Source organism: Mesorhizobium sp. M0011, assembly GCF_040324155.1.
Classification (GTDB): Bacteria; Pseudomonadota; Alphaproteobacteria; order Rhizobiales; family Rhizobiaceae; genus Mesorhizobium.
In genome coordinates this window covers 105,713-118,682 of the sequence record NZ_JAMYVQ010000019.1, presented here as the reverse complement: position 1 = coordinate 118,682, position 12,970 = coordinate 105,713, and the positions used below count along the sequence as shown (strand labels likewise).

Here is a 12,970-nt window from a genome sequence, read left to right as displayed (position 1 = left end):
GCCCTCGGAGCCGCTGTGGCTTCCATTCGGCTCACCTCGCATTCAACTGTCGGGGGGTACCGTTTGTTCCCTTCATGTGAAGAGGTGGCTACGATCATAAGGATTTGAGGCCACTCCGGGATCAAGGCGCTCGGTGCGGAGCGGTATTCAGCGCGGGTAGCGGGTGTGTGGCGAATCCCTGACTGGACGGCTGGGGCCGCCGCGTGCAGTCTTGCCTCGTCAGGAGACAGTGATGATCGATCGACGAAGCCTGATCATGGCCTCGGTGGCGGCGATGCTGCCATTGGAAGCATCGGCCGCGTCGGAAACACGCCGACCCACGCCAAAAACCTTAGACTACGGGCCGGCCAAGCTCGACATCTATGCGCCCGATGGTGCAATGGACCTGCCGGTCGTGTTTTTCGTTCATGGCGGCACCTGGCAGTTTGGCAAACGCAGTCAGGTCGACGCCAAACCGGCCTTCCTGCTCGCCAACGGCTTCTGCTTCGTCTCTATCGATTACCGCATGTTGCCGCAGGCCGATGTCGCCACCCAGGCCGGTGACGTCGAAAAGGCCTACGCCTACATCAGGGCCAACATCGCCCGGCATGGCGGCGATCCCAACCGCATCGTCGGCATGGGCCATTCGGCCGGCTGCCATCTGATTGCGCTGACCGGCATGCGCGGCGGGTTGCCCGGCATAGCTGCGCTCATTCTCGACGATACCAGGGCCTATGATCTTGCAGCACTTGCCAAGAAGGGCGGCATGGTGCGGGCCTATGCCCGCGTCTTTTCCGATCCCGCGCAATGGGCGGCACTGTCGCCGGCCAGCCATGTCGACGGCCGCAGGCACCCGCCGACTTTCATTGCCTATTCGCGCGCCCCTGGCCGCGGCGAGGACTCCAAGGCCTTTGCCGAGCGCCTGCGCGCGACGGGCACCAAGGTTACGCTGTTCGACGGCAGCGCCTACACGCATATGTCGATCAATCGGGATTTCGGCGAGGATGGCGACGCGCTGACCGCGGCCGCGCTGGCATTCCTGAAATCGACGGTTGGCTGATCTTTACGGCACTGGATCAGATCAAAAGTGGCGGCGGGACATTGCTGTGCGGGCGCGCCTGGGTGCAAGTGCTCTTCGATCGTGAGCGGGAGGGAATTGCATGAACGGCGCCGATGTCCTGTGTGACGTGCTTCTGGCCAATGATGTGACAGTCTGCTTCGCCAATCCCGGCACCTCCGAAATGCACTTCGTTGCAGCACTTGACCGCAAGCCGAAAATGCGTTGCGTGCTCGGGCTGTTCGAGGGGGTGGTGACCGGGGCCGCCGATGGCTATGCGCGGATGACCGATCGGCCGGCCGCGACGCTGCTGCATACCGGTCCCGGCCTGGCCAACGGTCTCGCCAACATGCACAATGCCCGGCGTGCCTTCAGCCCGATGATCAACATCGTCGGCGACCACGCCTCTTACCATCTGCCGCTCGATGCCCCGCTCACCAGCGATATTGAAAGCCTTGCGGCGCCGATGTCCAACTGGGTCGGCCGCGTCAAGGGCCCGGCCGATATCGCGCCGGCAGCTGAAGCAGCCTTTCGCGCCTCGCTGACACCACCCGGCGTCGCGACGATGATCCTGCCGGCGGATGCCGCCTGGGGCGAAGTCGACGCGGTTTCGGTCGGCAAGGTGACGCTGGTGCCAGCGCCGGCCGTCGATATGGACGCCGTGCGCAAGGTCGCCGCGGCGATCCGTGCCGCTCCGGGCCGGGCAGGCATGATTGTTCGCGGAAAGGCCGCACGCGCCGATGCGCTCGCCATCGCCGGGCAAATCTCGACGGGCAGCGACGTCCGGCTGTTCGGCGAGGTTCTGATCGCACGGATGCAACGCGGGCGCGGGCGTGTCGCGCCGACCCGCATTCCCTATCCGGTCGACGCGGCGATGGCTGTGCTCAGGGATGTCGATGTTCTGATCCTGGTCGGCGCTAAGGAGCCGGTTGCCTTCTTCGCCTATCCGGGAAAACCGGGACGGCTCGTTCGGGAAGGCTGCGAGGTGCTGACACTGGCCGCCCATGGCGACGATCTGCATGCGGCGCTGGAGGCGCTTCGCGACGAACTTGGCATCAAGCCGCCGCAACGACAGGTGCTCGCGGCCGCTTTTCCCGACGAGGCAACGCCGAGCGGCAAGCTGACGGAAGATGCGATCGCGCTGTCGGTGGCGCGCAAACTGCCGGCCGATGCGATCATTTGCGATGAAGCGGTCACCTCGGCCAGGCGTTTCTTCGCGCTGTCGGCCTTTGCAGCGCCGCACGACTACATGATGGGCACGGGCGGATCGATCGGCGGCGGCATCCCGATGGCGACCGGGGCGGCAATCGCCTGTCCGGACCGCAAGGTGATCAATCTCGAAGCCGACGGCAGCGGCATGTACACGGTGCAGGGATTGTGGACGCAGGCGCGGGAAAAGCTCGACGTGGTGACGATCGTGTTTTCCAACCGAACCTATGCGATCCTGCATGGCGAGATGAAGAATGTCGGCGTCGGCGCCATCGGCGAGAACGCCAGGCGCATGCTCGACCTCGACTATCCCTCGCTCGACTGGGTGTCGCTGGCCAAAGGCATGGGCGTGGAGGCGGCCCGCGCCGATACGTGCGAGCGCTTCGAGGCGCTGCTGGACAGCGCGCTGTCACGGCGCGGGCCGTTCCTCATCGAAGCGGTGCTCTGAGCGCGGCGAAAAACGATAGGCGGAACCGAGCTACCAGCGGGTCTTTTCGCCGGGAGCCGCCGGTTCGATCGCCAGCGCGTGCACGCCGGCCTTCAATTCATCGGCAAGCAATTCATTGACGGCGCGGTGACGGTCGATGCGGCTCATGCCGGCAAAGGCGGAAGCGACGACGCGGACGCGAAAATGCGTCTCGCCGGTGCCGTCGTAAGTGCCGTGGTGGTCGGAGCCGTGATGGTGGTGACCGGCATGGAGATGGCTCTCGTTGATGATAACCAGCCTGTCCGGCGAAAATGCCTTATTGAGCTTGTCTTCCATGGTCGCCTCTATGGACATCGCCATCTCCCTTCACCAAATATCGCTGGCGTCTCGGCCTGGAAACCGAAAATCGGTTTCGCGAGGGGCCGCCGCCGTGCAACAAAATCCGCCATTCGCCTGCTTTATGCCGCGATTCAGCGGTTAGGGCGATGATCGCGAAAATGTCAATTCTTGTTTCGCATCTGCGAACGCCCCATAAATGGGTAAGATGAAGCCGTACCCCAAATATTTCGAGAAGATTCGCGTCCGCCCCGACAAGGACGCGGAGCTGAAGTCGCACTCGCCGATCTGCCAGTGGGACGGCTGCAAGGAAGCGGGCACCCATCGTGCGCCGGTCGGGCGCATGAAGGAGGGCGAGTATTTCCATTTCTGCTTCGATCATGTGCGCGAGTACAACAAGGGCTTCAACTACTTTTCCGGCGTGCCGGACACCGAGGTCGCGCGCTTCCAGAAGGAAGCCATGACCGGGCACCGGCCGACCTGGAAGATGGGCGCCAACGGGGCCTCGACGCGGTCGTCGCCCGATATGGCCCAGATGCGTTCCGGCCGGGCCGGCTACTATAACCGCATGCGCGACCCGTTCGACCTGTTCAAGGGACCGAAGGATCCGCGCGAGGCGCGCGAGCGCAAGGCCAAGCCGCTTGAGGCCAAGGCGCTGGAAACGCTTGGCCTTGATACAAAGGCGACTGGCAAGGAGATCAAGGCGCGCTATAAGGAACTGGTGAAACAGCACCATCCGGATGCGAATGGTGGCGACAGAGGTTCGGAAGACCGGTTCCGCGATGTGCTGCAGGCCTATCGCGTGCTCAAACAGGCGGGCCTGTGCTGAGCGGCCATACGGTTCGTGTCGTTTTCCAACTTTCATAAGGTTGGAAAAGGCTCTAAGACCGCCCCCGGACAAAATCGATTGCCGGCGAAATCAGACGTTTCGCCCGTGGAGACGTTGAGAGATATGAACAAGGTCGATCGTGACATCGCCAACCTGCCCGACACGACGGTGTCGGTGAAGGAGAAATTCGGCTTCGAGTCCAAGATGGTGGTGCCGGCCTATTCGGTGACATCGGAGCATGTCCCCGACATCGACCCGGACTATCTCTTCGACAAGAACACGACGATGGCGATCCTTGCGGGCTTTGCCTACAACCGCCGCGTCATGGTGTCGGGCTATCACGGCACCGGCAAGTCGACCCATATCGAACAGGTTGCCGCCCGCCTTAACTGGCCTTGCGTGCGCGTCAACCTCGACAGCCATGTCAGCCGTATCGATCTCGTCGGCAAGGACGCGATCGTGGTCAAGGACGGCCTGCAGATCACCGAATTCCGCGACGGCATCCTGCCCTGGGCCTACCAGCACAATGTCGCGCTGTGCTTCGACGAGTACGACGCCGGCCGTCCGGATGTGATGTTCGTCATCCAGCGCGTGCTGGAATCGTCGGGCCGGCTGACGCTGCTCGACCAGAGCCGGGTCATCCGCCCGCATCCGGCCTTCCGGTTGTTCTCGACCGCCAACACGGTCGGCCTCGGCGACACCACTGGCCTCTATCACGGCACCCAGCAGATCAACCAGGCGCAGATGGACCGCTGGTCGATCGTCACCACGCTGAACTATTTGCCGCACGACAACGAAGTCGCCATCGTGCTGGCCAAGGCCAAGCACTATCGCGACAGCAAGGGCAAGGACATCGTCAACAAGATGGTGCGCGTCGCCGACATGACGCGTTCGGCCTTCATCAACGGCGATCTGTCGACCGTGATGAGCCCGCGCACCGTGATCACCTGGGCCGAGAATGCCGAGATATTCGGCAATATCGGCATGGCGTTCCGGCTGACCTTCCTCAACAAGTGCGATGAACTGGAACGCTCGGTGGTGGCCGAGTTCTACCAGCGCGCCTTTGGCGAGGATCTGCCCGAGAGCGCCGCCAACGTGGTGCTGGGCTAAGCAGAGTCTCGATGGCGGGTCCGGGCGACAACACGCGCAACAAGTCGAAGACGGGTTCTGAAGCCGACAGCTTCAAGCGCGCCGTCACCGTCTGCATGCGCGCCATCGCCGGCGACAAGGAGCTGGAGGTCGGCTTCGCCAAGGACCGGCCGGCGCTCGCCGGCAGCCGTGCGCGTCTGCCAGAATTGCCGAAGAAGGCGTCGAAGACCGATATCGCGATCACCCGCGGCCTCGGCGATTCCATGGCGCTGAAGCGCGCCTGCCACGATGTGCGCATCCACACCAAGCTGGCGCCGGAAGGCAAGGCGGCCCGCGCCATCTATGACGCGGTCGAACAGGCTCGCGTCGAGGCGATAGGCTCACGCGCCATGCAAGGCGTCGCCGACAATATCGGCTCGATGCTGGAGGACAAATACGCCAAGGCCAACCTCGTCGACGTCAAGGACAAAGCCGACGCGCCGATCGAGGAAGCACTCGCCCTGATGGTGCGCGAGAAGCTCACCGGCCGTCCTATCCCGAAAAGCGGCGAGCGGCTGGTCGAACTCTGGCGCCCCTGGGTCGAGGAGAAGGCCAAGGCCGACCTCGACGGATTGTCGGCCAAGCTCGGCGACCAGCAGGCGTTCGCCCGGGTCGTGCGCGAGATGCTCGCCTCCATGGAGATGGCCGAGGAACTCGGCGACGACCAGGAGACGGAAGATTCCGAGGACAATGACGACAACCAGCCGCAAGGCGAGGAGCAGAGCGAGGAGGGCGGCGAAGAGGATTCCGGCTCCGAGCAGTCGCAGTCCGAGGACGCCGAAGCTTCGGCCGATGACGAACAGTCGGCCGAGACCGAAGCCTCCGACGCCACCGCGGACGACCTGTCCGACGATGACGACGCCGATGCCGAAACGCCCGGCGAGGCGCGCCGCAACGACAATCCCTTCACCAATCTGCCGAAGGAAATCGACTACAAGGTCTTCACCACGGCTTTCGACGAGACGGTCGGGGCCGAGGAGCTGTGCGAAGAAGAAGAGCTCGACCGGCTGCGCGCCTTCCTCGACAAGCAGCTGGCCAATCTGTCCGGCGTCGTCGGGCGGTTGGCCAACCGGCTGCAACGTCGCCTGATGGCACAACAGAACCGCTCCTGGGATTTCGACCTTGAAGAGGGTTACCTCGACCCGGCAAGGCTGGTGCGGGTCGTCATCGACCCGATGCAGCCGCTGTCGTTCAAGCAGGAGCGCGACACCAAATTCCGCGACACGGTGGTGACGCTGGTGCTCGACAATTCCGGCTCGATGCGCGGCCGGCCGATCACGGTCGCGGCAACCTGCGCCGACATCTTGGCCCGCACGCTGGAGCGTTGCGGCGTCTCGGTCGAGATCCTCGGTTTCACCACGCGGGCCTGGAAGGGCGGGCAGGCGCGCGAGAAATGGCTGAAGGACGGCAAGCCGCCGAATCCTGGCCGGCTCAACGATCTGCGCCACATCATCTACAAGTCCGCCGACCATCCGTGGCGGCGGGCACGGCGCAATCTCGGCCTGATGATGCGCGAAGGCCTGCTCAAGGAAAATATCGACGGCGAGGCGCTGCTGTGGGCGCACAACCGGCTGATCGCCCGGCCCGAGCAGCGCAAGATCCTGATGATGATCTCGGACGGGGCGCCGGTCGACGATTCGACGCTGTCGGTCAATCCGGGCAATTATCTCGAGCGCCATCTGCGCGCCGTCATCGAGCTGATCGAAACGCGTTCGCCGGTGGAACTGCTGGCCATCGGCATCGGCCACGACGTCACGCGCTACTACCGCCGTGCCGTCACCATTGTCGATGCGGAGGAACTGGCCGGCGCCATGACCGAGCAGCTGGCTTCGCTGTTTGCCGAGGAAAGCGCGAAGGATACGCGACGCGGCGGTGGTATGCGGCGCGCCGGATGATCTCCAGGCGCGGCGGGTTTCGGCAGACGCTTTTCGCCGCCATCGCCCTGCTTTCCGGCGTGGCTTCGGCGGCAGCCGGTTCGGCCGACTCTAGTTCTGTCGAACCGGCCGAAATCTCGGCCCGCCCGATCACCGAATTCCACATTGGCCGTGCCGGCAAGCAGTTCGGCCCGTTCGAATTCGTCGGCGGGCTGGAGATGACCTCGCCGACACGCGATTTCGGCGCGCTGTCGGCCTTCCGCTTCCTGAAAGCCGGCGGTGACTTCATCGGCGTTGCCGACACCGGCTTCTGGTTCTTCGGCACGGTGGTCCGCGACGCGGAAAAGCGACCCTCCGGCATCCAGAATTTCCGCATGCAGCAGATGGTCGACCAGACCGGCCGGCCGATCGACAGGAAATGGGAGGTCGATGCGGAAGGTCTCGCGGTCAAGAACGGCATCGCAACCGTCGGCTTCGAGCGCAGCCACCGCGTCGCCCAGTTCAAGATCGACCCCAACGACATGAAGGCACCCTTCAAGCCGCTGGATTTCGCCGTTCCGGCCCGCGAGCTGCGCCAGAATCGCGGCTTCGAGACCGTCACCCACGCCAATGCCAACGGCCAGCATGAGGGCGGCCTTGTCGTGGTCTCCGAGAAGAGCCTGGACAAGGCCGGCAACATCTATGCCGCCATCATCGAAGGACCGCACAAGGGCGTCTTTACCGTCAAGCGCAATGGCGATTTCGACATTACCGACGGGGCCTTCCTGCCGGATGGCGACCTATTGCTTCTGGAGCGCAGTTTCTCGATGGCCAGCGGCGTCAAGATGCGGCTGCGGCGCATCTATGGCGAAAGCGTCGAGAAGGGCGCGGTCGCCGACGGGCCGGTGCTGCTGGAGGCCGACATGGGCTACCAGATCGACAATATGGAAGGGCTCGACGTCTGGACCCGCGGCGACGGCGCGCTGATGGTGTCGCTGATCTCCGACGACAACCACTCGATCCTGCAGCGCAACCTCTATCTGGAATTCATTCTCCACCAGGATTGAGCCCGCCGGCTTTACGTCCTGGTGGCGATCCAGATGACATGGCGGGCGCCACGCTTGCCGTTGGCGCGCGTACTGACCTCTTCGACCCCGAAGCCTGCCTGCTTCAGCCGCCGCGTGAAGCCGATGTCGGGGCCTTGCGACCACACTGCCAGCACGCCGCCGGGTTTCAGGGCGCTGCGTGCGGCTGCGAGGCCGTGCACGCTGTAAAGTGCGTCGTTGGATTTGTGGACGATGCCTTCCGGGCCGTTGTCGACATCGAGCAGAATGGCGTCCCAGGCCGCGGGCCGCGACCGGATCAACTGCCCGACATCGGCTTCCTGGATTGTGACGCGAGGATCGTCGAGACAGCCGCCAAAGATTTCGGCCATCGGACCGCGCGCCCAGGCGACGACGGCCGGCACCAGTTCGGCGACGACTATTCCGGCATCATTGGCCAATTCTGTGAGTGCGGCGCGCAAGGTAAAACCCATGCCAAGCCCACCGATCAGGATTGTGGGCCGGCTCTGGCCGGCAATCCGCTCGCAGGACAGTTTTGCCAGCGCTTCCTCGGAACCGCTGAGGCGGCTATTCATCAGTTCGTTGGTGCCCAGCATGATCGAGAATTCGGTGCCGCGCCGCTTGAGGCGCAGTTCTTGTCCGCCGTCGGGAGTCTTCGCCGAATCGAGCTGGACCCACGGGATCATGATCTTTGTCCGACCATGATCTTTTCCGAAAACCGGGTCCCACTTTTCGGGATCATGGCTTAAGCCGCAACCGCCGGCTGGCTCCAGCGGGCGGCGAGCAGACGGTAGGGGATCAACGCCACGACGGCGATGATCAGTTTCACCGAGAGATCACCAAGCGCCCAGGAAATCCAGCGCATCGCCTCGACATGGAAGACGCCCATCAAAGGTGCGCTTTCCGACGCAAAGCCGTCGTTTGGTCCGGCGAAGGCAAAGGCAGCCGAGAACGCGACGGTGAAGAACACGGCGGTGTCGAACACCGACCCGACCAGCGTGCCGATGATCGGCGCGCGCCACCAGCTCTGCTGGCGCAGCCGGTTGAACACGGTGACATCGAGCAGTTGCGCGCTGAGGAACGCCGCTCCGGACGCGGCCGCGATACGCACCAGCCGGTCGGCGGCGGTCTCGAATTCGATCAGGCCATGGCGGAACAGGAAGGGCGGTACAAGGATCGAGCAGATCACCGCCGTCATGAAGCCGACAAAGACGATCCGGCGCGCCACAGTGGGTCCGTAGCGGCGGTTGGCGAGGTCGGTGACCAGGAACGAGAAAGGATAGGTGAAGGCGCCCCAGGTCAGCACGTCGGCCAGCGAGAGGCCGCCGATCTGGCCCTGCATCGGGAATTGCACGAGAATGTTCGATGCCACGACGACGAGCGCCATGGCGGCCACGAATGGCAAATACCGTGAGAAGGAAGTCATTTTTTTATCCTGGGTAATGGAACCAGCCAAGCACCATGCCCATGCGGGCGATGCTTGCCTTCGTATGTGGGCACCGGATTGCCAAAACCTTGCGGCTTCGATCCGATGCTCAGGCCAACAAGTGTTGGCCAGAGGCCAACAAGAGGTTGGCCAGGGCGGTCGTCCCCCGCCTTTGAACTGTTTTAAGCGGCAGCCTGTTCGGCGGTCTTCTTGGCGATCTGCTTTTTCAGCAAACGGGCGCGCTGCGACAATTCCTTGACGTCTGCCTTGGCCAGGAAGGCGTCGAGGCCGCCGCGATGTTCTACCGAACGCAGCGCGTTGGCCGAAATGCGCAGGCGCACGTTCTGGTTCAGCGCTTCCGAAATCAGCGTCACATTGACGAGGTTCGGCAGGAAGCGACGCTTGGTCTTGTTGTTGGCGTGGCTCACATTGTTGCCGGACATGACTGCCTTGGCAGTGAGTTCGCAGGTGCGGGACATGGTTCTAACCTTCAGTTCTCGGGGTCTGCCAAACACTCAAGTCCACGCCGGGTGGCGCGCGGTTCTGGTCAGGCGGCCTTATGGAAAAAGTTGGCGTTCCATAGTTGCATTTCGCCGAGGCGTCAAGCTCCGGCTTGCCCAGCCCCTGCATTGCCCACGGCGCGCCCGGCATTTTCATATTAAGGCCGGAATTCATCCTATAAGCGGTTCCATAGGGACATGCCAGACCGGAGTTGCCCGCCTCCGGCCGAAAATCAAGGACCCGATCCCGCCATGCTTCGTTCGCCACATGCCCTTGTTGCCATGCTTGCCATAGCTTTGCCGTCCGCCGCGTCTGCTGCCTCGCCGCAGTCGTTCAAGGGCGAGTACACGGTGTCGTTTCTTGGTCTTTCGATAGCGAAATCAACGTTTTCCAGCCGCTATGAGAACGGCGCCTACGCGATCCAAGGCAGTGTCACCGCGGCAGGTCTCGCCAAGCTGTTCGACGACACGCGCGGCACGATCTCGTCCAAAGGCACGATTGCGGGCAAAAAGATGGTGCCGCAGGCATTCCGCGCCGACTACACCTCCGGCAAGAAGGCATCGGTGGTCGATATCCGCTTTGCCAATGGCAGGGTCACTTCGACGAAGGTCGTACCGGCACCAGGCAAACGCGACCCCAAGAACTGGGTACCGCTCGGTGCCGGCGACCTGGCATCGGTGCTCGATCCTATGGCCGCCACCGTCATTCATGCCGACAGTCTCGACCAGGTCTGCGGCCGCACGGTGAAGTTCTATGACGGCGAGATGCGTGCCGACCTGACGTTGACCTACGCGTCGAAAGGCACGATCTCGGTCCCGGGCTACAAGGGCGACACCGTCACCTGCCAGATGGGCTTCGAGCCGGTGGCGGGTTATCGCAAGGGCCGCAAGGCGCTCAACTATCTCAAGAACAAAAGCCGCATGATGGTGACGTTTGCACCGCTCGGCCAAACCGGCGTATATGCGCCGATCCGTGCCACGGTTGGCACGCAGATCGGCACCTTGACCATCAGCGCCGGGCGTTTCGAAGCCGTACAATAGCCAGGCGCGGAATTGGCGCGCCACTGGAGACAGAATGGGGCGCGCAACACTGATCGGCTTTTCGGCGGTCGCCATGTGGGCGTTGCTCGCACTGCTCACCGATGCGTCGGGCCAGGTGCCGCCGTTCTTGCTATCGGCGATCACCTTCTCGATCGGCACCGGCGTCGGGCTGGTCGCGCGGCTGTTCATGCCGGCACCCGACAAGAGCCAGAAGATACCGCCGCAGGTGTGGCTGATCGGCATTGCCGGCCTGTTCGGCTACCACTTTTTCTATTTCACCGCACTGCGCAATGCGCCGGCGGTGGAGGCGAGCCTGATCGCCTATCTGTGGCCGCTGCTGATAGTGCTCGGCTCGGCGTTGATGCCGGGCGAAAAACTTGCCTGGAACCATATCGTCGGCGCGCTGCTCGGCCTTGCCGGCACCGTGCTGATCGTCACCAAGGGTGGCGGGCTGGCCTTCGACGCCCGCTATTCCTTCGGCTATGCCATGGCTGCCGTCTGCGCCGTCTTGTGGTCGTCCTATTCGTTGTTGTCGCGGCGCTTCCCATCGGTGCCGACCAGCATCGTCACCTGGTTCTGTGCTGCCACCGCGGTGCTGTCGCTCGCCTGCCACCTGGCGCTGGAACAGACGATTCTGCCCGTCGGCGCCGGCCAGTGGCTGGCGGTGCTTGGTCTTGGCCTGATGCCGGTGGGCGCTGCCTTCTACGCCTGGGACATCGGCGTCAAGCGCGGCAACATACAGGTGTTGGGTGCCGCAAGCTATGCCGCACCGCTGTTGTCGACGCTGGTGTTGATCGCGGCCGGCGTCGCCGAGCCGTCGCTGCGCATCCTCGCCGCCTGCGTGCTCATCACCAGCGGTGCGGTGCTCGCCGCAAAATCCCTGTTCCTGCGCAAGCCGGCTGCGGTCGAGAGCGGAGCCGCGGCATCCGAAAGCAGAGCCGGGGCATCCGAAGACGGAGCCCGGGCATCCGAAGGCGGAGCCCAGGCATGACGATGCCGTTTGCGGGCGGCATCGACGCCAATGCCAATGCGACACTGATTTTTTCGCTGGCGGCGGCGGTGATCTATGCCTTCACGCTTGGCATGCCGCCAACGCTGGCCCGCTCGGCCGCAAAGACGCTCGCCGTGGCGATGCTCGCCGTGCTGGCGGCGCTGCAAGGCGGCCCGCTGCTGCTGGTCGCCGCGCTCGCACTCAGCGCCGTTGGCGACGCCTTCCTGTCACGCGACGGCGAAAAGGCCTTTCTCGGCGGGCTGGCCAGTTTTCTTGTCGCTCACATCGTCTATGTCGCGCTGTTCCTGCGCAGCGGTGGCGGGTTGGGAGTGCTTGGCGCCGAGCCGTGGCGCGGAGCGATCGCGCTCGCCATGGCGGTGTTCGTGGTCATCGTGCTGGCGGCGCTGTGGCGTCGTGTCGGTCCCAGCCTGCGTATCCCGATCACCGTCTATATCGCGGCGATCCTGGCAATGGGCATCTCGGCGCTGACAACAAGCAATATGTGGGTGATCGGTGGCGCCGTGCTGTTCATGGTATCGGACGGGCTGCTCGCCACGGAGAAATTCCTTGTCGCCGCCATCTCGCCCCACCGCGCCTGGATGCGCTTCGCCGTCTGGGCGCTATACTACGCCGCCCAGCTCGCGACCACGCTAGGCTTCCTGCTAAATTAAGGTTCTTGCCAAGTTAGGACTGTCCAGACTGCCAGCCGGGTGCCGCCAGCTCAAAAGCTGCAAATTCGAAGCCCGGCGCGACGGTGCAGCCGACCAGCGTCCATTCGCCCAGGCTGCGCGCCGATTGCCACCATCCTGCGGGCACGACGATCTGCGGCCGCTCACCGGCTGCGAGATCGATGCCGAGGACCTGCTCCACAACGGCACTGCCTTCCTCCCACATCGCCAGCGCCAGCGGGGCGCCGGCATGGAAATGCCAGACCTCGGCGGCATCCTTGACCCGGTGCCAGGTCGAAACCTGATGCTCCTCAAGCAGGAAATAGATGGCAGTCGAATGGCCGCGCGCGCCGCCGGTGCCATCGCGAAAGGTCTCGGCATACCAGCCGCCTTCCGGATGCGGCTTCAGCCCGAGCGTCGCGATAATTTCTGCGGAGCTGGTCATGGCGACGATACCACCGG

14 protein-coding genes are annotated in these 12,970 nt (G+C 63.9%); 9 read left to right on the top strand and 5 right to left on the bottom strand.

The features are described 5' to 3' along the window. The first annotated feature begins 232 nt into the window (after nt 1-232). Both NKK51_RS20760 and NKK51_RS20755 read left to right on the top strand, forming a co-directional pair. Nucleotides 233-1,039: an alpha/beta hydrolase gene (locus NKK51_RS20760; protein WP_352554447.1), complete on the top strand. Its 807-nt coding sequence runs from the start codon at nt 233-235 to the stop codon at nt 1,037-1,039. A 100-nt stretch (nt 1,040-1,139) separates the two neighbouring features. Next, complete coding sequence (locus NKK51_RS20755; protein ID WP_352554446.1) at nt 1,140-2,693, top strand: acetolactate synthase large subunit; 1,554 nt, start codon at nt 1,140-1,142, stop codon at nt 2,691-2,693. A 30-nt stretch (nt 2,694-2,723) separates the two neighbouring features. Here NKK51_RS20755 and NKK51_RS20750 read toward each other — a convergent pair whose 3' ends face one another. Further along, entirely contained in the window at nt 2,724-3,026 is a 303-nt protein-coding gene (locus NKK51_RS20750) for a BolA family protein (protein ID WP_128304678.1), read from the bottom strand. Between the two features lie 181 nt (nt 3,027-3,207). On the opposite strand from NKK51_RS20750, the gene NKK51_RS20745 reads away from it, so the two are divergent. The 4 genes from NKK51_RS20745 (at nt 3,208) to NKK51_RS20730 (ending at nt 7,885) form a co-directional block, all read left to right on the top strand. After that, a complete protein-coding gene (locus NKK51_RS20745; RefSeq protein ID WP_032909134.1) occupies nt 3,208-3,837 on the top strand; it encodes a J domain-containing protein in 630 nt (209 codons plus the stop codon). Nucleotides 3,838-3,960: 123 nt separating this feature from the next. Further along, nucleotides 3,961-4,947: a cobaltochelatase subunit CobS gene (cobS, locus tag NKK51_RS20740; RefSeq protein ID WP_023811073.1), complete on the top strand. Its 987-nt coding sequence runs from the start codon at nt 3,961-3,963 to the stop codon at nt 4,945-4,947. 11 nt (nt 4,948-4,958) lie between these two features. Continuing rightward, nucleotides 4,959-6,860 carry a cobaltochelatase subunit CobT gene (gene cobT / locus NKK51_RS20735; RefSeq protein ID WP_352441752.1) on the top strand — a complete coding sequence of 634 codons (1,902 nt, stop codon included), beginning with the start codon at nt 4,959-4,961 and terminating at the stop codon, nt 6,858-6,860. Beyond that, nucleotides 6,857-7,885: an esterase-like activity of phytase family protein gene (locus tag NKK51_RS20730; protein WP_352554445.1), complete on the top strand. Its 1,029-nt coding sequence runs from the start codon at nt 6,857-6,859 to the stop codon at nt 7,883-7,885. Before cobT ends, NKK51_RS20730 begins: the two co-directional genes overlap by 4 nt. 11 nt (nt 7,886-7,896) lie before the next feature. On the opposite strand, the gene NKK51_RS20725 is transcribed toward NKK51_RS20730, so the two are convergent. The 3 genes from NKK51_RS20725 to rpmB all read right to left on the bottom strand — a co-directional run bounded on the left by NKK51_RS20725 (nt 7,897) and on the right by rpmB (nt 9,787). After that, nucleotides 7,897-8,568, bottom strand: a complete 672-nt coding sequence (locus NKK51_RS20725) for a spermidine synthase (protein ID WP_352554444.1) — start codon at nt 8,566-8,568, stop codon at nt 7,897-7,899. A gap of 59 nt (nt 8,569-8,627) precedes the next feature. Next, the gene (locus NKK51_RS20720) at nt 8,628-9,308 is read right to left on the bottom strand and encodes a queuosine precursor transporter (protein WP_352554443.1); all 681 of its coding nucleotides are present in this window, start codon (nt 9,306-9,308) and stop codon (nt 8,628-8,630) included. Between the two features lie 182 nt (nt 9,309-9,490). After that, a complete protein-coding gene (gene rpmB / locus NKK51_RS20715; protein ID WP_013529373.1) occupies nt 9,491-9,787 on the bottom strand; it encodes a 50S ribosomal protein L28 in 297 nt (98 codons plus the stop codon). A gap of 273 nt (nt 9,788-10,060) precedes the next feature. Between rpmB and NKK51_RS20710 the strand changes: the two genes are divergently transcribed. Genes NKK51_RS20710 through NKK51_RS20700 form a run of 3 tightly spaced genes read left to right on the top strand, consistent with a single transcriptional unit; the run spans nt 10,061 to nt 12,511 of the window. Further along, nucleotides 10,061-10,849 carry a DUF3108 domain-containing protein gene (locus tag NKK51_RS20710; protein WP_023811078.1) on the top strand — a complete coding sequence of 263 codons (789 nt, stop codon included), beginning with the start codon at nt 10,061-10,063 and terminating at the stop codon, nt 10,847-10,849. Between the two features lie 34 nt (nt 10,850-10,883). Continuing rightward, nucleotides 10,884-11,840 (top strand): aromatic amino acid exporter YddG, encoded by a 957-nt coding sequence (yddG, locus tag NKK51_RS20705; protein ID WP_352554442.1) that lies wholly within the window; start codon nt 10,884-10,886, stop codon nt 11,838-11,840. Beyond that, nucleotides 11,837-12,511, top strand: coding sequence for a lysoplasmalogenase family protein (locus NKK51_RS20700; RefSeq protein WP_352554441.1), 675 nt, complete (start codon nt 11,837-11,839; stop codon nt 12,509-12,511). The genes yddG and NKK51_RS20700 overlap by 4 nt, the downstream gene beginning before the upstream one ends. A gap of 13 nt (nt 12,512-12,524) precedes the next feature. On the opposite strand, the gene NKK51_RS20695 is transcribed toward NKK51_RS20700, so the two are convergent. Next, nucleotides 12,525-12,953 carry a cupin domain-containing protein gene (locus NKK51_RS20695; protein ID WP_352554440.1) on the bottom strand — a complete coding sequence of 143 codons (429 nt, stop codon included), beginning with the start codon at nt 12,951-12,953 and terminating at the stop codon, nt 12,525-12,527. Nucleotides 12,954-12,970: the final 17 nt, after the last annotated feature.

What these genes read in the sequence shown, in the direction of transcription:
- cobT (WP_352441752.1), top strand. Translation starts at nt 4,959, where the DNA reads ATGGCGGGTCCGGGCGACAACACGCGCAACAAGTCGAAGACGGGTTCT.
- NKK51_RS20730 (WP_352554445.1), top strand. Translation starts at nt 6,857, where the DNA reads ATGATCTCCAGGCGCGGCGGGTTTCGGCAGACGCTTTTCGCCGCCATC.
- yddG (WP_352554442.1), top strand. Translation starts at nt 10,884, where the DNA reads ATGGGGCGCGCAACACTGATCGGCTTTTCGGCGGTCGCCATGTGGGCG.
- NKK51_RS20720 (WP_352554443.1), bottom strand. Translation starts at nt 9,308, where the DNA reads ATGACTTCCTTCTCACGGTATTTGCCATTCGTGGCCGCCATGGCGCTC.
- NKK51_RS20725 (WP_352554444.1), bottom strand. Translation starts at nt 8,568, where the DNA reads ATGATCCCGTGGGTCCAGCTCGATTCGGCGAAGACTCCCGACGGCGGA.
- NKK51_RS20755 (WP_352554446.1), top strand. Translation starts at nt 1,140, where the DNA reads ATGAACGGCGCCGATGTCCTGTGTGACGTGCTTCTGGCCAATGATGTG.
- cobS (WP_023811073.1), top strand. Translation starts at nt 3,961, where the DNA reads ATGAACAAGGTCGATCGTGACATCGCCAACCTGCCCGACACGACGGTG.
- NKK51_RS20710 (WP_023811078.1), top strand. Translation starts at nt 10,061, where the DNA reads ATGCTTCGTTCGCCACATGCCCTTGTTGCCATGCTTGCCATAGCTTTG.
- NKK51_RS20695 (WP_352554440.1), bottom strand. Translation starts at nt 12,953, where the DNA reads ATGACCAGCTCCGCAGAAATTATCGCGACGCTCGGGCTGAAGCCGCAT.
- NKK51_RS20750 (WP_128304678.1), bottom strand. Translation starts at nt 3,026, where the DNA reads ATGTCCATAGAGGCGACCATGGAAGACAAGCTCAATAAGGCATTTTCG.
- rpmB (WP_013529373.1), bottom strand. Translation starts at nt 9,787, where the DNA reads ATGTCCCGCACCTGCGAACTCACTGCCAAGGCAGTCATGTCCGGCAAC.
- NKK51_RS20760 (WP_352554447.1), top strand. Translation starts at nt 233, where the DNA reads ATGATCGATCGACGAAGCCTGATCATGGCCTCGGTGGCGGCGATGCTG.
- NKK51_RS20700 (WP_352554441.1), top strand. Translation starts at nt 11,837, where the DNA reads ATGACGATGCCGTTTGCGGGCGGCATCGACGCCAATGCCAATGCGACA.
- NKK51_RS20745 (WP_032909134.1), top strand. Translation starts at nt 3,208, where the DNA reads ATGGGTAAGATGAAGCCGTACCCCAAATATTTCGAGAAGATTCGCGTC.